Genomic DNA, 22,000 nt, shown 5'->3' on the forward strand with positions numbered 1-22,000 from the left:
CGTGCAATCGCTCCGCAAGCGGCTCCAACGACTGCTCGGCAAGGAGGACGTCCGCTCCATCGCCCGCCGGTACTTCATCTCGAACGGGTTCGACGGGACGCTCACGAGCATCGGCATCGTCGTCGGCGCGGTGCTGACTGGTGTGCCGGACGGGCTGACGGTCGTGAAGATCGGCCTCGGCGCGGCCGTCGGGCTCACCACGTCCGCCGTCTGGAGCGTCTGGGAGATCGAGCGCGCCGAGACGACCGCGGAGATCAGACGCCTCGAGCGCGCGATGCTCACCGACCTCGACGACACGCGCATCCAGCGCGAACAGAGCGGCGCACGCCTGTTCCACGCCGTCGCGAGTGGGCTCGGCCCGCTGCTCGGTGTCCTCGTCCCGCTCTCGCCGTTCCTGTTCGAGGGGTCGTTGTTCAGCATGGGAGAGGCCGCCGTCGTCGGCGTCGCGCTCGGCGTCGGCGTGCTCTCGACGTTCGGCGCGTACATGGGCTCCATCTCGGGGCATCGCTGGTACGTCTCGGCGGCCCGGATGGGGCTGGCGGGGCTGGTCGTCGCCGGAATCAACCTGCTGCTTCCGGGCTGAGGTCGGCCTCGTCGGCATCGCCAGCGTCGTCGGTGTGGTGGCCGGTGTGGCGCTTCACCAGCCAGCCGACGCCGAGCATCGGCCCCACGCCGATCAGCAGCGCGGCGCCGAGGATCCCCCAGTCGCCAACGCCGAGCGGGACGGTGCCGAAGTACCCCGAGAGCGGCGTGTACAGCACCGACAGGTGGAGCGCGAGCGACGTGGCGACCGCGAGCGCGAGCCACCGGTTCGAGACCAGCGGCGTGTCCCGGGCCCAGCGCACCACGTAGAGCTTCAGGAACTCGAAGACGACGAAGCCGGTGAACACCATCGTCATCGCGTACGGCGTCACGCTGGCCGCGCCGTCGAGTACGTACACCAGCAGGCCGAGCATGACGGCCGTCACCGTCACCCCCGCACCACCGATGAACGTGAGCATGTCGCGGTCGATGATGCCGGCATCGCGGCTGCGCGGCTCGCGGTCCATCACGTCGCCCGCAGGGTCGGTGCCGAGCGCGAGCGCGGGCAGGCCGTCCGTGAGCAGGTTGATCCAGAGCAGCTGGACCGCCGGGAGGACGAGGTAGCCGAACAGCGAGGCGATGAACACGAGCGCGACCTCGGCGGCGTTCGCGCTCAGCAGGTACGCGACGAACTTCCAGACGTTGTCGAAGATCTTCCGCCCGCGACTGATGGCGGTGCGGATGGTCGCGTAGTTGTCGTCCAGCAGGACGATGTCGCTGGCCTGCTTGGCCACGTCGGTGCCGCGGACGCCCATCGCGATGCCCACGTCGGCGTTCTTCAGCGCCGGCGCGTCGTTGACGCCGTCGCCGGTCATCGCCACGGAGTAGCCCGACGCCTGCAATGCCTTCAGGATGCGAACCTTGTGGACGGGCTCGGCGCGGGCGAACACGTCGATCTCCTCGACGCGCTCCTGCAGCTCCGCGTCGGAGAGCTCGGCGACCTCGCTCCCGGTCAGCACGTCCGACTCGATGCCGACCTCCCGGGCGACCGCGCCCGCCGTGACCGCGTTGTCGCCGGTGATCATCTTCACGTCGATGCCCGCGCGGTGGGTGTCGGCGATGGCGTCGCGGACCTCTCTGCGTGGCGGGTCCATGAGCCCCTGCAGGCCGACGAACACCAGATTCTCCTCGGTGTCGCCGTCGTCGCCCCGCTCCTTGTAGGCGAAGCCCAGTACCCGGAGCGCGTCGTCGGCGAAGCTGTCGACCTGCTCCTTGATGCGCTCTCTCGTCGCCTCGTCCAGCTCGACGGGGCCGTCGTCGGTGAGGACTCTGGACGAGCGTTCCAGGACGACTCCCGGCGCACCCTTGACGTACACCACGTCGTCGTGGACGGTCGCCATCCGCCGCCGCTCGGACGAGAACGGCACCTCGTCGACGCGCTCGCGTCCGTTCCGGAGCGCCTCGACGTCGATGCCGTGGTCGGCGGCGGCCGCGACGAGCGCCCGCTCGGTCGGGTCGCCGTCCTCGGTCGTCGCGTCGTTGCAGAGCGCGCCGATCTCCAGCAGGAGCCCCACGCGGTCGCGCGTCTCCGCGGCGTCCACCGGCGCGGCGGTGTCGGGCACCTCGCCGCCGTCGCTGGCGGGGTCGGTGTCGCTCGAGCTCTCGGCCGACCCGTCGCCCAGGGCGACCGTCTCGTCGTACACCCAGCCCGCCTGGACCCGCATCTCGCCCTCGGTGAGCGTGCCGGTCTTGTCGGTGCAGACGACCTCGACCGCGCCGAGGGCCTCGACGGCGGGGAGCGTGCGGACGAGCGCGTTCTCGTCGGCCATCTTCCGCACGCCGAGCGCGAGCGTCAGCGTGACGATGGCGGGGAGCCCCTCGGGGATGGCGGCGACCGCGAGCGAGACGCCGGTCAGCCCGGCCTGTACCCACGAGGTGCCGCCGTAGACGAGCACGGGGATGACGATGGCCGCGAGCACGATGACGCCGACGCCGAGCCGGCGGCCGAGCGCGTCGAGGCTGCGCTGGAGCGGCGTCTGGGTCTCCTCGGCGGTGAGCAGCTCGGTCGCGATGGCACCCATCTCGGTCTCCATCCCGGTGCCCACGACCACCGCCTCGGCGCGGCCTCTGGTGACGCTCGTCCCCCGGTAGACGGTGTTCGACCGCTCCGCGAGTGGCGTCTCCGCGGGAAGCGTCCCGGTCGACTTCGAGACGGGGACGCTCTCGCCGGTGAGCGCGGCCTCGTCGACCTCGATGGAGTGGGCCTCGACGACGCGTGCGTCCGCCGGAACCACGTCGCCCTCGCCGAGGACGAGCACGTCGCCGGGGACGAGCTCGGTCGCCGGGACGGTCCGCTGCTCGCCGCCGCGGCGGACCACGACCTCGGGCGCGGCAAGCTCCCGCAGGGCCTCCAGGCTCTGCTCCGCGCGGTACTCCTGGACGAAGCCGAACACGCCGTTCGCGAGCAGGATGATGCCGATGAGGACGGCGTCGACGGCGTGGCCGACGAGGAGCGAGAGCGCCGCGGCCGCGATGAGCACCCAGATGAGCGCGCTGCGGAACTGCGCGACGAACACCCGGAGCGGGCCGCGAGCCTCCTCGGTGTGTATCTCGTTCGGTCCGTGCTCGTCGAGCCGACGCGCCGCTTCGGCCGGGTCGAGCCCGGCGGCCGACGAGTCGACCTCCTCGAACACGGTCTCGACGTCCTCGGTGTGCCACTGCATCTGGTGTCGGGTAGGGTGACGGGGGCCGGGAAGTTAGCGTTAGTGTCGCCGGCACCGCCGGACCGTGGCTCGTCCCACCGGCGGCATGACGACTCAGGCTCGCGCCAGCCCGACCGTGCGCGTCCAGACCAGCGCGACGGCGCCGACCGTGGCCGCCATCGTGCCGAGCCCGACCGCGAACGTGCCCGTCGCGACCAGCGCGCGGCCGACGAGCCACGGGTAGACGAGCGCGGCGAGGTTGCCGACGACGAGCATCCCGACGAGCGTGACGCCGGGGTCGGGTGCGATCTCGGTGAACGCGAGCGCGAACAGCGGACCGAACGGGACGCCGAAGCCGAGGCCGGTCAGCACGACGCCGGCGGCGACCAGCGCGGGGCGTTCCGCCGCCACGGCCGTCGCGGTCCCGCCGAGGACGACGGTCTGGCCGACGAGCGACCAGCCGACGGTGGCAGCGTCGCCGACGCGGGCCGCGAGCACGCCGCCGATCGCGCGTCCGGCGACGGTCGCGAGCGCGAAGCCGACCAGCACCGCCGTCGCCGGGACCGCCGCGCCGGAGAGCAGGTCGGCGTACCACGTCCCGGCGACGACGAGGAAGCCGAAGGTGGCGGCGTTGCCGAGCGCGAGCGTCGCCGCGACGGGTGCCCGAAGCGCACGGAGGTAGGCCCCGACCTGCGGGACGCCCCACGACGAGTCGGCCCGTCCGAGCGCGAGCGCGCCGAGGCCGCCGGACGCGACGACGGCCGCCGAAGCGACCGCCGGCGGCGCGGTCCCGAACCGTGCGATCGCGTCCGGTCCGGCGGCGAGGCCGACCGCGAAGCCGAGCGTGAAGCCCGCGCCGAGCAGCCCCTGTGCCGTCGCGGTGTCGTCACCTGTCGTCAGCCGGCCGACGTGGACCATCGCCGCGACGAACGCCCCGCCCTGTCCGAGGCCGACGAGGGAACGGGAGGCCAGCACGGCCGCGACGGTCGTGGTCGCGAGCAGCGCCGCGCCGACGGCAGCGAGGACGAGCCCGGCGGCGGCGACCGTCCGGGGGGCGTACCGCCGCGTGAGCCGGTCGGCCGGAAGCACGGCGAGTGCCTGCCCGAGCAGGAACGCGCTGGTGCCCGCGCCCGCCACCTCGGCCGGCACGCCATCCGCGACGAGCAGCGGGACGACCGCGCCGTAGCCGCCGACGGTGAGCCCGAGGCCGAACAGGCCGGTCCCGAGCACGAGGATCGCACGGCGTGGGAGGGCCTCGCGACCGGGTTCGGCGGCTGCCGCGTCGGCGGCTGCTGCGTCGTCGCCCCTCCCCCGCCGGCTCGATGCATCGCTCACGCACTCCGTTGCTCGGGGGAGGGACAAGGACGTTCCGGCGCGGTCACGCGTCCACCGGAGCGGGGGCCTTCGCCCGGTCGTGCTCGCGCCAGTGCCCCCAGAGGTCGAGGACCGTCTTCGCCAGCACCATGACGACGAGCGCACCGACGGGTGCCCCGGCGCTGGCGACGGCGAAGAAGCCGAGGACGATGGTCACGTGCAGCACCAGCACACGCCGGTACGGCTCGACCATCAGCCGCACCGGGCCGTTGCGCTCGAACTCGCGGCCAGCGACGTAGTTCTGCCAGTAGGAGACGGCGTGGTAGCCGACGAATCCGACCGCGGCGACCGCGACGTCGGTCGGCGACGCGAACGGCAGCGGGAACGCGGCGGCGAACACCAGCACGAACACGCCGTGGACGGCCCAGAACCCGCCGTAGTGCGAGACGAAGAAGCGCGCGACCCGGCGGTTCGGACTCCCGACGAACGACGCGAGGGACCGCTCGTTGAACCGCATCGACGGCAGCGCGTCCGGGTCGTCCGCGCCCTCGGCACGGAGGATCTTCAGGACCGATATCGCGCCGACGACGCCGCTCTCCAGCCAGTAGACCACCAGCACGGAGTGGGCGCTCCAGCCGAACGCCAGCACGCCGATCAGCGGGACAGCGTTCCCGGCGAGCAGCGCGGCGACGGCAAGCCGCGACGACGACCCGGTTCGCATACGACGCTGGGAGTGTCGCGGTCGTGATAAGTGAATCGACCGCCGGGCCGTCGGGGGACCGTCAGTGCTCGTGGACGGTCACGTCGAGCTCGCCGTCGGCCACCTCGGCGGTGAGCATCGTCGCGTCCGTCGCCGGGTCCGCGCCGGTCACGGAGCCCGGGTTCAGCACGCGCACGCCGTCGTGGACCTCGTCCTCGAGCCGGTGGGTGTGCCCGCCGATGCCGACGCGCGGTTCGTCTGCGTGCTCTCTGGCGGTCTCGGCGATGGTGTCGTACCACGCCTCCATCGAGCGCACCGTGCCGTGGGTCACGACGAACGTGACGCCGCCCAGTTCGACGGACGCGATGGAGGGAAGGTCGATGTCCGGGTCGGCCATGTTGCCGTGGACGGCGGTGAGTTCCGACGCGAGCTCCCGGACGTGGGCGAGCGTGTCGGTGCTCGTGAAGTCACCGGCGTGGATCACGTGGTCGGCGTCGGCGATGCGCTCCTCGAACTCGTCGGGGATCTCCTGTTCGCGGTCGGGGATGTGCGAATCCGAGACGATGGCGACCTGCATACCTCCTCTCGTGTCGGTCTGGCCCAAAAGGGTTCGGTCGGTGTGGTGGGCAGCTCCCCACCGGTTACGGTTCGAGCACGCCCATCCCGCTCGTCTCGCCGGCCCGGAGCCGGCGGTGGTAGTGGGCCACGTCGTCGAGCGAGAGCGACTCCCCGATATCGGCGTCGACCCGACCGTCGGCGACGAGCCGCGCGGCCCGCACCACCTCGTCGCGGGTGGCGTATCTGGAACCCATGAACGAGGCTTCCTTCACGACGTACGCCGTCATCGGCGCGTCGAACACCCGGTCGTGGTGGGTGGTGAGCGAGACGACGCGGCCGCCCATCGCCAGCGCGTCCCAGGCGTCGTGCAGGGTGTCCAGGTCACCGACGGTGTCGACGACCACGGTCGGGCCGTCGCCGTGGGGCGTCGCCTCGCGGAGCGCGTCCGCGAAGTCCTCCCGACGCGCGTCGACCGCGGTGACGTGCTCGCCGGCCGTCTCCGCGTGGGCGAGCCGGTCGTCGCTCACATCCGCGGCGAGGACGTGTGCGCCCCGGAGCCCGGCGACCTGCGCGAGGTGGTAGCCGATGCGTCCGGCCCCGCCGACGACGAGCACGGTGTCGGCGTCGCTCACGTCGGCTCGCTCGCAGACGTGGACGGGCGTGGCGACGCCGTCGGCGGCGACCGCACCTTCGGCGAAGCTCGCACCGTCGGGCAGCGGGAGCGCGTTCTCGGCGGGCAGGACGGCCGACTCCGCGTAGGCGCCGTCGCAGTTCACGCCGAACCAGCCGCCGAAGTCGGTACACTGGGCGGTGTCGCCGCGACGGCACGCGTCGCATGCGTTGCAGGTCAGGTAGAAGTACGCCAGCACGCGCTCCCCCTCGCGGGCCGGGTCGACGCCGTCGCCGACCGCCTCGACGACGCCGGCGAACTCGTGGCCCGGGACGCGGGGGGTGAGGGCGGGGTCGTCGGATAGCCCACCCTGGATGGCGTTCTCGATGGTGCGCGTGACGCCGCAGGCGCGCACGTCGACCCGGACCTCGCCGGGCCCGGGCTCGGGTCTGTCGACCGTCTCGACCGCGAGCTCGCCGCCCCACTCGTCGAGGACGACCGCCTGCTGGGTCGGCATGGCTGGCTCAGGCCTCGGTGAAGGCGACACAGCGACAGACCGAGGACTCGCCGCCCCGGAAGCGCCACGGGAACGTCCCGATCTGGCAGCGCTCGCCGAGCAGCTCCTCGGGGACCTGTGCGTTCTCGACGTGGACGATGCCCTCGGGGAACAGCTCGGTGTGCATGAGCTGGTAGCCCTCCGGCGGGAATATCTCGTCGAGGTCGTCGACGCCGTGCTTCTCCCGGGCCTCGCGGGCGAGTTCGGGGCGCACGTCGCGGATGACCGTGTTCATCGGGTGGTCCGCGCTCCCACAGTCGAGGATGAGGTAGTTGATGTCCATGTCGCGGCACCACTCCGCGAACTCCATGTTCGGGCCGGGGTGCTTGCAGAAGAAGGCGTGCGGGTCGGCCTCCTCGCGGTGCCAGGCGTACTGCTGGTAGCCCGTGTGGACGAACAGGATGTCCCCCTCGCGCACGTCGCAGACGTCCTCGATCATCTCGCTGGTGTAGACGTCGTAGTCGCCCACCTTGTCGGAGATGTCGGCGACGACCGCGTCGCTCACGAGCTCGTCGAGGGGCATCGACTCGATGTCCCGCCCGTGGGCGATGAAGTGCTTCTCGCCGTCGAGGTGGGTCCCCGTGTGGTTCATGAACTCGATCTTCTGGCCGTTGACCTTCTCCGTGTCCAGGCTCTTCTCGTACCAGATCTTCGGGTTGTCGTAGGTGGGCCACGCGGGCGTGTCCTGTGACCATGGCTGCGTCAGGTCGTGCATCTCGTAGCCGTCGAGCATGACAGTGGACCACACGGGCGGGGGTAATGAAAGTTCGCCGCCGGTCGCGGCAAGGTGCGTGCTCACACACGCCAAGATTTAATACGCCCTCCTGCCGTGTTATTGGGTATCGTTGGTCGAACACCGCTCGTGTCGGTCAGTCACAACAGCCACAATGAAGCCAGCCCAGTTCCAGTACCACCGTCCCACCTCGGCCGCCGAAGCAGTCGACCTCGCGGCCGAGCTGGAGGAGGCAGAGTTCATGGCAGGTAACCAGTCGCTCGGCATCGTGATGTCGAACCGGCTGGCGACGCCCGCGAACATCGTCGACCTGAGCCGCGTCGACGAACTCGACTTCGTCGAGGTCGAAGCCGACGCCGTGCGCGTCGGCGCGCTCACGACACACCGGACCATCGCGCAGTCGACACAGCTCGGCAAGCACGTCCCGATGCTCCCGGCGGCCGCCGAGCAGATCGCCGGCCCGAGCGTCCGCAACCGGGGCACCATCGGTGGGAGCCTCGGCGAGGCCGACCCGGCGGGCAACTATCCGGCCGCGCTGGTCGCGCTCGACGGCGACATCACGCTCCGGGGCCCCGACGACACCCGGACCGTCGCCGCGCGGGACTTCTTCATCGCGTACATGTTCACCGACATGGCCGAGGAGGAGCTCATCGAGTCCGTCTCGATCCCACGAGAGCCGTTCCCGCCGGTTCGGACGGGGATGGCGTTCGACGAGCTGAAGCGCGCCGCCCAGACGTGGCCGACCATCTCGGCCGGGGCGGTGGTCCGCGTCGACGACCCGGACGCCGACGAGCCCGTAATCGAGGAGGCACGCCTCGCGCTGGCGAACGCGGCGGACGTCCCGCTGCACGTGCCCGACGCCGAGGCCGCCGTCGAGGGCGAACCGCTCTCCGAGTCGACGCTCGACGAGGCGGGCGAGGCCGCCCGCGAGGCCGCCGACCCGTCCGAGGAGATGCACGCCGACCGCGAGTTCAAGCTGGACGTGGCGGCCGAGTACAGCCGGCGGGCACTCGAAACAGCGTACGACCGGGCCCGCGGAGCAGGAGGTGGGGCCGCATGATCGAGTTCGACGGCGAGTTCGAGCTCGACATGCCGCCCGAGGAGCTGTGGCCGTACTTCACCGACCCCGACGTCATCGCCGACTGCGCCCCGGGCATGAAGGAGCTGAAGATGAACTCGCCGTCGGACCTCGAGGCCGTGATGTCCGTGAAGGTCGGCAGCGTCAGCCCCACCTTCGACGTGGACGTCACCGTCGTCGAGGCGACGGAGCCCTCGACGCTCCGGATGAGCGCGGTCGGCAACTCCAGCCGGAACGCGTTCGAGACGGCCGCGCACATGGACCTCCAGCCGACGGAGGACGGCGGCACGCTGGCGACGTGGGAGGCCAGCGCCGAGGTGTCCGGGCTCATCGCGAGCCTCGGCCAGCGCGCGCTCGGCGGCGTCACGACCCGGCTCGTCAACAACTTCTTCGACGACCTCCAGGAGACGGCCGAGTCCGGCGAGCCGGCCGAGTCGAAGCTGGAGGGTGCCGAGGACGCCGAGCCGGCCATCGAGCTCGACGCCGACGAGTGACCGCGCCGGTGACGACGGCGCCGGGCCGGTGTCTTTTCGACCCTCGGGGTCCGTGTCTCGGCCGATGAAGTCGATGTCCGTCGTGCTCCGCTACGCCGAGTCGGCGCTCACGCCGATGCACCGCGGTCTCTGCGAGTCGTCCGCCCTCGACCGGGAGGTCGTCTTCGGCGGCCAGTCGGTCGACGGCGTCGAGACGGTCAGCTCGTTCGTCTACGGCGAGCCCGACGCATACGAGGCGCTGCTGGCGGACCGCGAGGCCGTCCTGGAGTACGACATCACGCCGACCGACGACGGCTGCTTCGTCTACGTGCGACAGGAGCTCGGGCCGGAGGGACGCTCGCTGCAGGACTCCATCGCACAGGACACGGTGGTCGTCGTGCCGCCGATCGAGTTCCGCGCCGACCGGACGATGACGCTCACGCTCGTCGGTCACGGCGAGGACCTCAGGGCCGTCCTCGACTCGTTCCCCGAGACGGTCACGGTCGACGTCCGGCGGGTGAGCGACGGCGTGACCGCACAGGATACGGCCGTCTCGTCCCGCCAGCAGGACGCGCTCCGGGCGGCGCGGGAGCTTGGCTACTACGAGGTGCCACGCAGGAACGGCGTCGAGGCCGTCGCCGACGAGCTCGACTGTGCCGTCTCGACCGCGTCGGAGCTCCTCCGGCGGGCCGAGGCCAACGCCGTCGGTGAGGTGCTCGACGGTAGCTTATAAAGGAACGATAGCTATCGGGGGAACGCCGGTACTACCAGCGCACCCAGCTATCGTATGGCCGAAACCACGAAGCCGTCGGGCCAGCACCGGAGTCGTGTGGAGCGCAGCCGTCGCAAGTGGGACTTCTGGAGCTCGCGCGAGCGGCTGTGGTCGTTCTACGAGCAGGACACCGTCGAGGTGCGACGCGACGCCGTCGCCCAGCTCGACCTGGAGCCGGGCGACGCCGTCATCGACATCGGCTGCGGCCGGGGGGCGAACTTCGCGCTGCTCCGCGAGGCCGTCGGCCCCGAGGGCTCCGTCCTCGGCGTCGACTACAGCCCGGGGATGCTCGACGGCGCGCGCGACCGCATCGCGGAGCACGGCTGGGAGAACGTCGAGACGCTTCGCGCCGACGCGACCGCGCTCCCGGTCGCCGCCGAGCGGTTCGACGGCGCGCTGGCGACGACCGCCGTGAGCACCATGCCCGACGTGCGGGCCGCCGTGGAGGGCGTCCACGACGCGCTCGTCCCGGGCGCCAGCTTCGCCGTGTACGACATCCGGCTGGCGCCCTCGGGGCCCGCCAGACTGCTGAACCCGCTGGTGTACGCGGGGTACCGGGTCATCGGGAACTGGAACCGGGAAGAGGACGTTCTCGCGGAACTGGAGCGGGCGTTCGCCGACGTGCAACTGGTCGAGACGTTCGCGCTCGGGACGAACTACGTCGCGGTGGCGACGAAGGTGGGGGCGGCGACGCAGTAGCCGGAAACCCGAACACTATACAGGGTGCCGACCCTCGCCACGACCAGATGACGCTGGCGGACGTCCCCCGATACGACGAGTCGGCCGTCTCCCGCTGCGGCGAGCACGCCGTCGTCGTCGGGGCGAGCATGGCCGGGCTGGTCGCGGCGCGGACTCTCGCGGACGCGTTCGACCGGGTGACGGTGCTCGACCGCGACCCGCTCGCCGACGACCCGGTCACCCGGCGCGGGGTGCCCCAGGGCCACCAGCCGCACGTGCTGCTCGAGGCCGGGCGGGCGACACTCGCGGACCTCCTCCCGGGGTTCGGCGAGGAGCTCCTCTCGAACGGCGGGCTGGTGCTCGACTGGACGGAGGACCTCGTCCACTACGAGGACGGCGGCTACCTCGCGCCCGGGCCGACACGACGGCCGATGTACGCGGCGAGCCGGCCGCTGTTCGAGGCCGTCACGCGCCGCTGCCTCGCCGCGGTCGACGGGGTCCGGCTCCGCCCGGCGTGCCGGTTCGTCGACTACCAGCTGGCCGACGACGGGACGACGGTCGACGGCGTGGTCGTCGCGTCGGCCCGCGAGCACGGCGAAAGGGGCGACGACGCCTCGACCACGCTCCCCGCCGACCTCGTCGTCGACGCCACCGGCCGGACCTCGCGGACGCCGACGTGGCTCGCCGAGCACGGCTACGAGCGCCCGCCCGAGCAGGAGGTCGACGTCGGGGTGCGCTACGCGACGGCCGTCGTCGACCGACCCGCCGGTGACCGCCGTGCGTTCTTCGTCCCGCCGACGCCGCCCCGGACCCGCGGTGGCGGGGCGTTCCCGGTCGAGGGCGACCGCTGGCTCGTCACGCTCCAGGGCGTCCACGGCGACGATCCGCCGACCGACCCCGAGGGCCTCCGGGAGTTCGCCGCCAGCCTGCCGGTCGACCATCTCGCACGGCTGCTCGACGAGCGCGAGTGGGTGGGCGACGGCGTCGAGGGGTACCCGTTCCCGTCGAACCGCCGGCGCTACTACGAGGAGCTCGACCGGTTCCCCGACGGGCTGGTCGTCCTCGGCGACGCCGTCGCGAGCTTCAACCCCGTCTACGGCCAGGGGATGTCGGTGGCGGCGCTCGAGGCGCTCGTCCTGCACCACGCGCTCGCCGACGGCGGGCTCGACGGGCTCGGGCCGCGCTTCTTCGACCGGGCGAGCGAGGTGGTCGACGTCGCGTGGTCGATGGCCGTCGGCTCGGACCTCGGCTACGACGCGACCGAGGGCTCGCAGTCGCTGCCGGAGTCGCTGTTCACCCGGTACCTCGCACGACTCGTCAGGACCGCGCAGGACGACGGCGTCGTCGCCGACGCCTACGGCCGGGTCGTGACGATGGAGGAGCCGCCGACCTCGTTGCTCAGTCCCGGCATCGCGACGCGCGTGCTGTCGCCGCGAAGGTGAGAACCCGGGTGGCTCCTCCCTACTCCTGGGCCTCGCGCAGGCGCTTCCTCGCACGATGTGCCGTGAACGGCAGCTTGTCGGCGGTCACGCCGAGCGGTTCGAGCGCGTCGTTGATGGAGCAGGCGATGGCGGCGGGGGCGTCGATCATCCCGCCCTCGCCGACGCCCTTCGCGCCGGTCTCGGTGAACGGCGACGGGGTGACGGTGTGCTCCATCTCGATGTCGGGCATGTTCTTCGTCGACGGGAGCAGGTAGTCGAACATCGTGATGGCCTGCGGCTGGCCGGAGCCGCGGTCGTAGCCGAACTCCTCCATGAGCGCCGCCCCCAGCCCCTGCGCGATGCCGCCGTGGGCCTGCCCCTCGACGATCATCGGGTTGAGCATCGTCCCGCAGTCCCGGAGCGTGTAGAACTTCAGCACCTCGACCTCGCCGGTCTCCACGTCCACCTCGACGATGGGCGCGTTGACGGCGTACGCCGCGGTCGGATAGACGGGGTACTTGTGGGTGAGCGCGTCGTCGAACTCCGGGAAGCCGGTCGCGGGGTGCTGGTAGTCGTAGCTGACGTGGGTCCGTCCCTCGTCGTCGAGTTCCGCGAGCTCGGCGAGCGAGAGCGCGTCGTCGGTGCCGCTCCGCTCGACCCGGCCGTCGCGGTAGGCGACCGCCTCGCGCTCGACGCCCCAGTGGTCCGCCGCGACCTCGGCGAGGGCGTCGCGGAGGTTCCGGCCGACGCCGACGCTCGCGCCAGAGAGCATGACGCCCATGCGCGAGGCGGCGCTGCCGTACTCGGTCGGGGCCTCGACGCTGTCGAGGTAGTCGACCTCGATATCGCTCGGCAGGAGCCCGAGCTCGTCCGCCAGGAGCTGTGCGACGAGGGTCTGGTGGCCCTGTCCGGAGCTGTCGGTGGCGAGCCACGCGAGGACCGTGCCGTCGGGTTTGGCCTCCGCGCGAAGGTGTTCCGGCAGCTCCGCAACGTCCTCGCGTTTGCGGTTCTCGATGGTCTCGTCGTCCGTGCGCTGGCGGTCGGTCCAGTCGGAGCCGGAGACGCCGGGCTCGATGACGACCGCGGACTGGGTGCCCCGGTAGTAGCCCTCCTCGCGGCGCTGTTCGACGATCTCGGGGTCGAGGAGGCCGCCCTCGCAGCGCTCGTTCTCGTCGAGTATCTCGTCCATCCGGTCCATCGCGGCCGGGTAGTCGCCGGAGTCGTAGATGTTGCCCGAGGGGATGCGGTACGGCATCTGGTCGGGGGTGACGAGGTTGCGGCGACGGAACTCCGTCGGGTCGATGTCCAGTTCGCGCGCGGCGTCGTCGACCAGCATCTCCAGCGCGTACTGGTGCGGGTCGACGCCGAAGCCACGGTAGGCCGTCTGTGCGGTCTTGTTCGTCAGCACGAGGTCGTACTCGTAGACGACGTCGTCGATGGCGTAGGAGTTCGTCACAACCGACAGCGGCTTCAGCACCTGGTTGACGGGGTAGTGCGGCCACGCGCCGAAGTCGTCGACGAACCAGACGTCCAGCCCGCGCATGGTCCCGTCGTCGTCGCAGGCCAGCCGCATCTCGTAGCGCCGCTCGGAGCAGTGCATGTCGCCGCCCTGCAGGTTCTCGATGCGGTCTTCGACGAACTTGACGGGCTGGCCGAGCTGCTCGGCGGCCATCGCGGCGAGGTTGCAGTAGCGGTGGATGGCGATCTTCGTCCCGAAGCTCCCGCCGACGTCGGCGGGGACGTTCAGCTCGACGCGGTCGGCGGGCCGGCCGAGCGTCTCGTAGACGGTGTCGTCGACGAGCGTGTGCAGCTGGATGTTGCAGTCGATGTGGAAGCTGTCGCCGTTCTCGTCGTACTGCGCGACGACGCCCGCGGTCTCCAGTGGGACACCGGAGACGCGGCCCCACTCGTAGGTCCCCTCGACGACGTGGTCGGCGTCTTCGAACGCGCCCTCGGGGTCGCCGAAGCTGATGCGCTCGTTGTCGGCGACGTTCGACCCGTACTCCTCGTGGACCAGCACCTCGTCCTCGCGGGCTTTCATCCCGTCGACGACTGGGTCGAGCGTCTCGTACTCCACGTCGACGAGGTCGGCCATGTCCTCGGCGAGGTAGCGGTCCTCGGCGACGACGATGGCGATGGGCTCGCCGACGAACCGGGCCGTCCCGTCCGCGAGCGACCACTCCTCGAACCCCTCGAGGCCGCAGGGCTGTGGGTTGTACGACTCCTTGAGGTCCTCGATGGTGAGCACGAGCTCGCAGTCGGGGTGGTCCTCGGCGGCGCTCGTGTCGACGTCGACGACGTCCGCGTGGGCGTGGACGCTCCTGACGATGGCCATCTCGAGGCAGTTCGGCGGCGTCACGTCGTGGATGTACTCCGCCTCGCCGGTGAGGATGCGCCGGTCCTCGAACCGGCGGACGCTCTGGCCGGTGAACGACCGGTCCTCCAGCTCGTCCCCGGTCTCGTGGCCGGCCTGCGGTTCGGACTCGGACATCTACGCACCCCCCTCGTCGTCTCCGCCGGTCCGGACCGGCTCGATGTCGGCGGAGAGCTTGTCGGCGGCGCGGTCGACCGCGCGGTAGATGTTCTGGTAGCCGGTGCAGCGGCAGATGTTGTCGGCGAGCCCCTCCTTCACCTCCTCGCGGTCCGGGTCCGGGTTCTCCTCCAGCAGGGACTTCGTGGCCATGACGAAGCCGCTGGTGCAGAAGCCACACTGGAGCGCGTGCTCCTCGTGGAACGCCTCCTGGACCGGGTGGAGCTGGCCGTCCTCGGCGAGGCCTTCCACGGTCTCGACCGCGAGGTCCTCGGCCTGGACCGCGTAGAGGAGACAGCTCTTCACGGTGTCCCCGTCGAGCGAGACGGTGCAGGCACCGCAGACGCCGTGCTCGCAGCCGACGCGGACCCCCCGGAGGTCGCACTCGTTGCGGAGGAAGTCGGAGAGCTTCAGTCGTGGCTCGACCTCCCGGGTCACCTCCTCGCCGTTGACGGTGACCGATATCTCGCGCGTCGGGCGCTCCCCTGAGTGGGGTGTGTCCTCTATACTCATGGTAGATACCACCGTACTTTTCGCGATTCGGCCTTAAGCCTTGCCGTGATTCGGGGTGAAAGCATCGAGTACTCTGGGTCCCTCCAGCTGTCGGGCGGGGGTATCTACCGACTACCGACGGTCCGACCCGCCCGACGATCCGCGAGGGCCCGAGCCCTGGGATAGCTCTAAGTCCCCCGGTTTTGTCTTTTGGTACCATGGCACGCGCAGATCTCTGCATCCACAACGCTCGCGTCGTGACGCCCTCGGGGACCATCCACGGCGGCGTCGCGTCGACGGACGGCACGATAACGGCTGTCGGCGGCGATGCCTCGCTCCCCGACGCGGACCGGACGATCGACGCCGAGGGGAACTACCTCATCCCCGGCTTCATCGACCCGCACGTCCACTGGGGGCTGTCCCGCTACGAGTTCGAGTACCACGAGGGCCTCGAGCACGACTTCGAGACGGAGACACGGGGCGCGGTCCACGGCGGTGTCACGACCGTCGTGAACTTCCTGCTCCAGCCCGAGCCCTACCTGCCCGACATGGAGTTCTTCCGGGAGGCCGGCGCGGAGAACTCGTACATCGACTTCGCGTACCACGCCATCATCCACAAGGACCACCACTTCGAGGAGATAGACGGGCTCGCCGAGGCGGGCATCCGGTCCTTCAAGATATTCTTCAACTGGTACAAGCACGCCTCGCCCGAGCTGGGCATCGAACACTCCGACGCGGGCCGGGTGTACAACCTGCTGTCGCAGGTGGCCGACATCCCGGGGGGCGTCGTGATGTTCCACGCCGAGAACGAGGACATCGCCTACGAGCGCCGTCGGGAGTTGCAGGAGGAGGGGCGCAACGACCTCCCCGCGTGGTCGGAGTCGGCACCGAACATCTGCGAGTTCACGCAGATCGAGCAGATCGGACACCTGACCGAGCTGACCGACTCCCGGGCGTACATCGTCCACATGTCCACGGGCGAGGGCGTCGACATCTGCAAGCGCTTCCAGGAGCGGGGCGTGAACCTCCACGCGGAGACGCTGCCGGCGTTCCTCACCCACACGAAGGACGAGGAAGAGCTGGGTGTGTGGGGGAAGATCTCGCCCCCGCTCCGGGGCGAGTGGAGCAAGGACCGTCTCTGGCAGGGGCTCCGGGAGGGCACCGTCGAGTACATGGGGACCGACCACTGCCCGCACAAGATCGCGTTCAAGGAGAAGGACACCGGCAAGCACGGCGACATCTGGGACGCCATCCCCGGCGACAACAACGGCATCGAGTACTTCCTGCCGGTGATGATGAGCGAGGGCGTCAACCGGAACCGCATCAGCATGGAGCGCCTCGTCGAGGTCTGCGCCGAGAACAACGCGAAGCGCTGGGGCCTCTACCCGCGGAAGGGCGCGCTCGCCGAGGGCAGCGACGCAGACATGGTCATCGTCGACATGGAGAAGTCGAAGGTCGTCGACGACGACTTCTACCACACGATGGAGCCGCGCTACTCCACGATGCACGGGATGGAGCTGACCGGCCTCCCGACCCACACGGTCGTCGGCGGCGAGGTCGTCGTCGAGGACGACGAGCTGCAGGTCGAGCCCGGCGGCCGGAACTACCTGTCCCGCGGCGACAGCGGCGTCGAACTGGAGTGAGGCCGTAGCGTGCCCACCGACCGGCCCGTCGTCGGCGTCCTCCTCGCGGCGGGCACGGGCTCGCGCTTCGGCGACGGCAAGAAGCTGCTGGCCGAACTCGACGGCGAGCCGCTGGTTCGCCACGCCGCGCGGACGCTGCTCGATGCGGAGCTCGACGGCGTCGTCGCGGTCCTGGGCGACGAACGGGACCGGGTGGCGGCGGCGCTCCCCGACGAGATCGAGACGGTCCACAACCCCGACTACGCCGACGGGCAGGCGACGACGGTTGCCCGCGGAGCCCGCGCCGTCGCGGAACGGAGCGCCGGCGCGGCCGTCTTCGCCCTCGGCGACATGCCCTGTGTGGACCCCGGAACCGTCGACGCGCTGGTCTCGGCGTACCGCAACCGTGGCCGGGACGCCGACGCGAACATCGTCGTCCCGACGTTCGATGGCCAGCGCGGCAATCCAGTCCTCTTCGGTGCGCGGCACTTCGACGCGCTCCAGGACGTGTCGGGCGACACCGGCGGCCGGGCGCTGTTCGACAGCCATCCCGTCGAGCGCGTGGCCGTCGACGACCCCGGCATCCACCTCGACGTGGACACCGAGGACGACCTGCGCGAGCTGGCCGCCAGCTGTGAGGAGTGACTCCCCCTGCTACGGCACGACGACCGCCCGGTAGCGCACGTCGCCGGCGTCCATCGCGCGGTAGGCGGCCTCGGCGTCGGCGAGGGCGAACGTCTCGACGGTCGTCTCGATGCCCCGGCGCGCGCCGAAGGCGACGGTGTCCTCGGCGTCGCTGGGGGTGCCCGACGCCCAGCCCGAGAAGCTACCCCGCGTCGACGTGAGGCTGCCGACCTCGACGGGGACCGGCTCGTCGGGGATGCCGACCGTGAGGAGCTCGCCGTTCGGGCCGAGGCCGTCGATCGCGGCGGCGATGGGCTCGCTCGCGGGTGCGGTCGAGAACACGAGGTCCGCGCCGCCCAGCTCGGTGAGTGCCTCGCCGGGGTCCCGCGCCTCGCTGTCGACGTAGTGCGCCGCCCCGAGTTCGAGCGCTGTCTCGCGCTTCTCGGTCCCCCGGGAGACCGCGACCGTCTCGAAGCCGGCCTCGTTGGCGTACTGGAGCGCGAGGTGCCCGAGCCCGCCGATGCCGACGACGGCGACGCGGTCGCCCGGGCGGACGTCGGCGTTCCGGAGTGCGTTGAACGAGGTCAGCCCGGCACAGAGCAGCGGCGCGGTCGTCGCGGCGTCGGGCTCCTCTGGGATGGCGGCGAGGGCCTCCGCTCTGGCGGTGGCGTACTCGGCGTAGCCGCCGTCGCGGTCCATTCCCGTCACGGGCTTGTTCGCACAGAGAACGAACTCGCCCTCGCGACAGGGCTCGCAGGCGAAGCAGTGGCCGCCGTGCCAGCCGACGCCGACGCGGTCGCCGACCGACCAGTCCGTGACCCGGTCGCCGACGGCGTCGATTCGGCCGACGAACTCGTGGCCCGGAACTCTGGGGTAGTCGACGTGCTCGGTGCCGCCCTCGCAGACGTGGCCGTCGCCGCGACAGACGCCGCAGGCCGCGACCGCGATGCGGACCTCGTCGGGGGCCGGTTCTGGGAGCGGTCGTTCGACGAGCTCGAACTCGCCTGCGTCGGTCACCTGCATCGCGCGCATCGTCTCGCCGGCGAACTCGCTGGTCTCGTCCGTGGACGCGTCGCTGGTCATCGCTCCCACGTTACGGCCGCAGCAACGTCAGTTGTTCCGGACGCGAGATTCTGTAGAAAGTCCGACAGTTCAGTCGTCGACGATGATCTCCCGCTCGCCGTGGATGGCCCCCTCGCGGTCGCGGAGCCGGCCGCCCTCCCTGCCGTTCAGCACCGCGAGCGCCTCGCTGACGATGCTGAGGGCGATCTGGACGGGCTCGCCGCCGCCGACGTCGAGGCCGACGGGCGTGGCGACCCTGGCCAGCTGGTCCTCGGTGAACTCGACGCCGTCACCGGCGAGCTCCTCGCGGATTTGCTCGAAGCGCTCGCGAGGGCCCATCAGCCCCACGTACGGGGCGTCGCTCTCCAGCACCGAGGCGAGCGCGAGCTCGTCGTCGAGCTTGTTGTGGCTCATCAGCACCACGGCGGTCCGTTCGTCGGCGTGTTCGTCCAGGTTCGCGGGCCGGAGCGACACCACCTCGTCGGCGGCGGGGAACCGCTCCGGGTCGGCGTGGCCGCCGCGGGCGGTCGCGACGGTCACCGCGAAGCCGACGTGCCGGGCGAGGTTCGACACCGGTCCGGTGTCGGGCTGACCGCCGAAGATGAGCATCTCCGGCGCCGGCTCGACGCCGTCGACGAACACCGTCACGTCGCCCGCGTCGGTCGTGACGGTGCGGGCGATCCAGGTGCCCGTCGTTGCGCAGTCGACCGCCTCGTCGCGGATGGCCTCGACGACCGCGTCCGGCAGGCCCGGCCGGTCCGACGGCGCGGTGACCGTGCCGTCCGTCTCGACGACGGCGCGCGCACCGAGCGGGGCGTCGCCGCCGACGGCGGTGACCGTGGCGACGCTCTCGCCGTCGTCGAGCGCCGCGAGCACCGGGTCCCAGGCGTCGTCGACCGGCTCGACCAGCACGTCGATGACGCCGTTGCAGCCCAGCCCGAGGCCCCACTCGTCGTCGTCCATCAGGTCGAACGTCTCGATGACCGGCTCGCCCGTCTCGAAGACGCGGTTCCCGAGGTCGACGACCGGCCCCTCCAGACAGCCCGCGGTGATGCCGCCGAGGTGGTCGCCCTCGGGTGTCAGTACCATCTTCGCCCCCGGCCGGCGGTACGCCGAGCCCTCGACGCCGACCACCGTCGCCACCGCGCCCTGCTCGCCGGAGTCGCGGAGCGCCGACAGCCGCCGCTGGACGTCGAGTGCCGTCGCACTCCAGGGGTCTGCCGTGTTCTCGTGCATGGTAACCTCTAGCAGTCGAGGCGGTTTAGCCGTTTTCCCGGCGGGGGCGGGGGCGGGGGCACGCCGTCGGCCAACCCGACGTTTCAAATCCCACACCGCCCAACCCACTCCCGATGGAGAAGACGCCGACGGGGACCTCCGTGGGGGTGGACGACCCGTACGAGCACGCCACGCTCTGCGACCACCTCACGGGCGAGGGCACCTGCCGGTACGCGTTCGAGCACCCGCAGCACGACCCCGAGTTCGCCCGTGAGCGCCGGGCCGACGAGTTCGCCTGCCCGGTCGTCAGCGACGAGACGGACGCAGACTGGGACTGGGGCGACTGCCCGCACTTCCGGGCGACCGCGACGGACCGGGAGTGTGCGCGCTGTGGGCTGGCGGCCAAGCCGATGCAGCTCGACCCGGACGAGCGGCCGCTGCTGGAGGAGCACCACCTCTCCTACGCCGACGCGGGGCGGGAGGTGAGCCACGAGATCACGGTCTACCTCTGCCGGTGGTGTCACGCGAAGGTGCACAACTCGTGGGCCCGGGTGACGGACGACGTGAACCCGGACCCGGAGGCCATGGCCGCCCGCGAGGAGCGCCGGAGCCGGGAGCAGCGCGAGCTGTCGTTCGACACGGCGCGGGAGCGGCGGTCGGCGGACGACGAACGGGGGCGATCAGGGCGCGGCGACGGTGGCGGGCACTGAGATGGACCGGCGCACGCCCCCGCGGCTGGTGCTGCTGGCGGCGGTCGTCGTCGGCTGCATCATGCTCGGCTCGCTCTGGCTGAAGCGCCCCGGTGACCTCGGGCTCGACCTCGCGGTGTACCGCGTGGCGGCCGAAGCGTGGCTCTCGGGCGGGCCGGTCTACGAGGTCTCGCCGGACCGTGCCCCGACGCTCACGTTCCTCTACCCACCCGTCGCCGTCCTGGCCTTCGTCCCGTTCGCAGTCGTGCCCGGGTCGGTCGCGCTCGTGGCGTTCTCGGCGCTGAACGTCGCGGCTGGGTTGGCACTCGCGTGGGTACTCGTCCGTTACCTCCGCGAGCGGGGCATCGACCTCGCGCGAACCGACGTGGCGCTGCTCGCGGTGGCCTGCACGGTGTCGGGCTACCGGGGCGCGTCGCTGTACTTCTCGCAGGTGAACGTGTTCCTGGCGCTGGCCCTGGCGGTCGGGTTCGTCGCGCTGGAACGCGACCGGGAGGAGCTCGCGGGTGCGACACTGGCGCTGCCGGCGTTCCTGAAGCTGTTCCCGGTGGTCGTCGGGGCGTGGCTCCTCCGCCGGCGGGCCTGGCGCGGGGTCGGCGCGGCGGTCGCCGTCGGCCTCGGCCTGCACCTGCTCGGGGCGGTGCTGTTCGGGCCGGACCTAGCCGCGACGTACGTCGAGGTCGCCCTGTCGGAGCGAACCGGCGTCGGGGTGTTCGCGGGTGGGCTCGCACCGACCGAGACGTACCTCACCCTGCACCGGGCTGGCTCGCATCTGGTCGGCGCGGGGAGCCTGGCCCGGTACGGCTTCGCCGCCGCCGTGCTGCTGCCCGCGCTTGCGGTCTGCTACCGGGACGTCTCGACGCCCGACCGGCGGCTCACGGCGTGGTTCGCCACGCTCGTCGCGATGCTGCTCGGCTTCCCGTCGTACCAGGTGTACGTCGGCCTCCTGCTGTTCCCGCTGTTCGCGCTGCTGTACCTGTTCCCGGCGGGCCGGTTCCGGCAGCTGTTCCTCGTCGGCGCGGCGCTGTCGACGACGGTGTACGCCGGTGGGGAGTTCGTCGCGGCGGCGGGTGCGGTGCCGCTGGTCGGGGATCTGCTGTCGGACGTGCTCCAGCCGGTGCTGACGCTCGCCGCGCCGGCGACGTACGGGCTGCTGTGCTGTCTCGTGGCCTGCGTGGGGCTCCACCTGGCGGTCGACGCTGCACCCGAGCACGCTGCCGAGGACGGCAGCCACGGGAGCGCATGAGGACAGCCACGGGAGCGCATGAGGACAGCCACGGCTCGAGGGGGTAGACGGTGATGGGGAAGACGGCGACGGACTAGTGCACGAGCGGCGGGTCCGCGCGGTCGTCTCCGGTACGCGCCTCGATGACGGTCTCGATGCCGGCGAGCAGGCGGTGGATGGCGACTTCGTGGTCTCGTTTGTTCCGATTGCACGCGTTCGGCCCGACACCGAGGGCGTCGTAGGCGGCGAACGCGTCCGGTGGAACCGACTCCTCCGTCTCAAGATTCCGCCGCACCAGGCTCAACAGCTGGTGTAGGTGGAGGAGTTCCTGTTTGCGCATCGCGAGACCGTATAGCCCACCGAACCGTGTAAAAGTGTGGCATCGTTCGCTGCCGGAATCCTTGGA

The 22,000-nt window shown here is 71.3% G+C and carries 21 protein-coding genes; 10 read left to right on the forward strand and 11 right to left on the reverse strand.

Going from position 1 to position 22,000, the window contains the following annotated elements:
* Position 1: 1 nt before the first annotated feature.
* A complete protein-coding gene (locus ACSG06_RS13600; protein ID WP_440990822.1) occupies positions 2-583 on the forward strand; it encodes a VIT1/CCC1 transporter family protein in 582 nt (193 codons plus the stop codon).
* On the opposite strand, the gene ACSG06_RS13605 is transcribed toward ACSG06_RS13600, so the two are convergent.
* The 6 genes from ACSG06_RS13605 to ACSG06_RS13630 form a co-directional block, all read right to left on the reverse strand.
* Positions 561-3,245 (reverse strand): cation-translocating P-type ATPase, encoded by a 2,685-nt coding sequence (locus tag ACSG06_RS13605; protein WP_440990823.1) that lies wholly within the window; start codon positions 3,243-3,245, stop codon positions 561-563. The genes ACSG06_RS13600 and ACSG06_RS13605 overlap by 23 nt on opposite strands.
* Positions 3,246-3,338: 93 nt before the next feature.
* Positions 3,339-4,559 carry an MFS transporter gene (locus ACSG06_RS13610; RefSeq protein ID WP_440990824.1) on the reverse strand — a complete coding sequence of 407 codons (1,221 nt, stop codon included), beginning with the start codon at positions 4,557-4,559 and terminating at the stop codon, positions 3,339-3,341.
* 43 nt (positions 4,560-4,602) lie between these two features.
* Positions 4,603-5,259: a DUF6498-containing protein gene (locus ACSG06_RS13615; protein WP_440990825.1), complete on the reverse strand. Its 657-nt coding sequence runs from the start codon at positions 5,257-5,259 to the stop codon at positions 4,603-4,605.
* A gap of 61 nt (positions 5,260-5,320) precedes the next feature.
* Positions 5,321-5,815, reverse strand: coding sequence for a metallophosphoesterase family protein (locus tag ACSG06_RS13620; protein ID WP_440990826.1), 495 nt, complete (start codon positions 5,813-5,815; stop codon positions 5,321-5,323).
* 64 nt (positions 5,816-5,879) lie between these two features.
* Positions 5,880-6,923 (reverse strand): alcohol dehydrogenase catalytic domain-containing protein, encoded by a 1,044-nt coding sequence (locus tag ACSG06_RS13625; protein WP_440990827.1) that lies wholly within the window; start codon positions 6,921-6,923, stop codon positions 5,880-5,882.
* 7 nt (positions 6,924-6,930) lie between these two features.
* A complete protein-coding gene (locus ACSG06_RS13630) occupies positions 6,931-7,695 on the reverse strand; it encodes a cyclase family protein (RefSeq protein WP_440990828.1) in 765 nt (254 codons plus the stop codon).
* 154 nt (positions 7,696-7,849) lie between these two features.
* Between ACSG06_RS13630 and ACSG06_RS13635 the strand changes: the two genes are divergently transcribed.
* The 5 genes from ACSG06_RS13635 (at position 7,850) to ACSG06_RS13655 (ending at position 12,138) form a co-directional block, all read left to right on the forward strand.
* Positions 7,850-8,755: an FAD binding domain-containing protein gene (locus ACSG06_RS13635; protein ID WP_440990829.1), complete on the forward strand. Its 906-nt coding sequence runs from the start codon at positions 7,850-7,852 to the stop codon at positions 8,753-8,755.
* On the forward strand, positions 8,752-9,267 hold the full coding sequence (locus ACSG06_RS13640; RefSeq protein ID WP_440990830.1) for an SRPBCC family protein: 516 nt from the start codon (positions 8,752-8,754) through the stop codon (positions 9,265-9,267). The genes ACSG06_RS13635 and ACSG06_RS13640 overlap by 4 nt, the downstream gene beginning before the upstream one ends.
* Positions 9,268-9,331: 64 nt before the next feature.
* A complete protein-coding gene (locus ACSG06_RS13645; protein ID WP_440990831.1) occupies positions 9,332-9,979 on the forward strand; it encodes a helix-turn-helix domain-containing protein in 648 nt (215 codons plus the stop codon).
* Positions 9,980-10,075: 96 nt separating this feature from the next.
* Positions 10,076-10,717 (forward strand): class I SAM-dependent methyltransferase, encoded by a 642-nt coding sequence (locus ACSG06_RS13650; protein WP_440990832.1) that lies wholly within the window; start codon positions 10,076-10,078, stop codon positions 10,715-10,717.
* Positions 10,718-10,764: 47 nt separating this feature from the next.
* Entirely contained in the window at positions 10,765-12,138 is a 1,374-nt protein-coding gene (locus tag ACSG06_RS13655) for an FAD-dependent oxidoreductase (protein ID WP_440990833.1), read from the forward strand.
* A gap of 19 nt (positions 12,139-12,157) precedes the next feature.
* Here ACSG06_RS13655 and ACSG06_RS13660 read toward each other — a convergent pair whose 3' ends face one another.
* Positions 12,158-14,608 carry a xanthine dehydrogenase family protein molybdopterin-binding subunit gene (locus tag ACSG06_RS13660; RefSeq protein ID WP_440990834.1) on the reverse strand — a complete coding sequence of 817 codons (2,451 nt, stop codon included), beginning with the start codon at positions 14,606-14,608 and terminating at the stop codon, positions 12,158-12,160.
* The gene (locus tag ACSG06_RS13665; RefSeq protein WP_440990835.1) at positions 14,609-15,160 is read right to left on the reverse strand and encodes a (2Fe-2S)-binding protein; all 552 of its coding nucleotides are present in this window, start codon (positions 15,158-15,160) and stop codon (positions 14,609-14,611) included.
* 197 nt (positions 15,161-15,357) lie between these two features.
* Here ACSG06_RS13665 and ACSG06_RS13670 point away from each other — a divergent pair, with 197 nt between their 5' ends.
* Together ACSG06_RS13670 and ACSG06_RS13675 are read left to right on the forward strand one after the other, a co-directional pair.
* Positions 15,358-16,782 (forward strand): dihydroorotase, encoded by a 1,425-nt coding sequence (locus ACSG06_RS13670; protein ID WP_440990836.1) that lies wholly within the window; start codon positions 15,358-15,360, stop codon positions 16,780-16,782.
* A gap of 9 nt (positions 16,783-16,791) precedes the next feature.
* Positions 16,792-17,406: a nucleotidyltransferase family protein gene (locus ACSG06_RS13675; RefSeq protein ID WP_440990837.1), complete on the forward strand. Its 615-nt coding sequence runs from the start codon at positions 16,792-16,794 to the stop codon at positions 17,404-17,406.
* A 9-nt stretch (positions 17,407-17,415) separates the two neighbouring features.
* On the opposite strand, the gene ACSG06_RS13680 is transcribed toward ACSG06_RS13675, so the two are convergent.
* Positions 17,416-18,417, reverse strand: a complete 1,002-nt coding sequence (locus tag ACSG06_RS13680; protein ID WP_440991431.1) for an alcohol dehydrogenase catalytic domain-containing protein — start codon at positions 18,415-18,417, stop codon at positions 17,416-17,418.
* A gap of 120 nt (positions 18,418-18,537) precedes the next feature.
* Positions 18,538-19,683, reverse strand: coding sequence for an XdhC family protein (locus ACSG06_RS13685; protein WP_440990838.1), 1,146 nt, complete (start codon positions 19,681-19,683; stop codon positions 18,538-18,540).
* 113 nt (positions 19,684-19,796) lie between these two features.
* Between ACSG06_RS13685 and ACSG06_RS13690 the strand changes: the two genes are divergently transcribed.
* On the forward strand, positions 19,797-20,372 hold the full coding sequence (locus ACSG06_RS13690; protein ID WP_440990839.1) for a DUF7097 family protein: 576 nt from the start codon (positions 19,797-19,799) through the stop codon (positions 20,370-20,372).
* A gap of 1 nt (position 20,373) precedes the next feature.
* On the forward strand, positions 20,374-21,615 hold the full coding sequence (locus ACSG06_RS13695) for a glycosyltransferase family 87 protein (RefSeq protein WP_440990840.1): 1,242 nt from the start codon (positions 20,374-20,376) through the stop codon (positions 21,613-21,615).
* Between the two features lie 73 nt (positions 21,616-21,688).
* Here the strand turns inward: ACSG06_RS13695 and ACSG06_RS13700 are convergent, their stop codons facing one another.
* Positions 21,689-21,934 (reverse strand): UPF0058 family protein, encoded by a 246-nt coding sequence (locus tag ACSG06_RS13700; protein ID WP_440990841.1) that lies wholly within the window; start codon positions 21,932-21,934, stop codon positions 21,689-21,691.
* Positions 21,935-22,000: the final 66 nt, after the last annotated feature.

The organism is Haloarchaeobius baliensis (assembly GCF_052060055.1).
Classification (GTDB): domain Archaea; phylum Halobacteriota; class Halobacteria; order Halobacteriales; family Natrialbaceae; genus Haloarchaeobius; species Haloarchaeobius baliensis.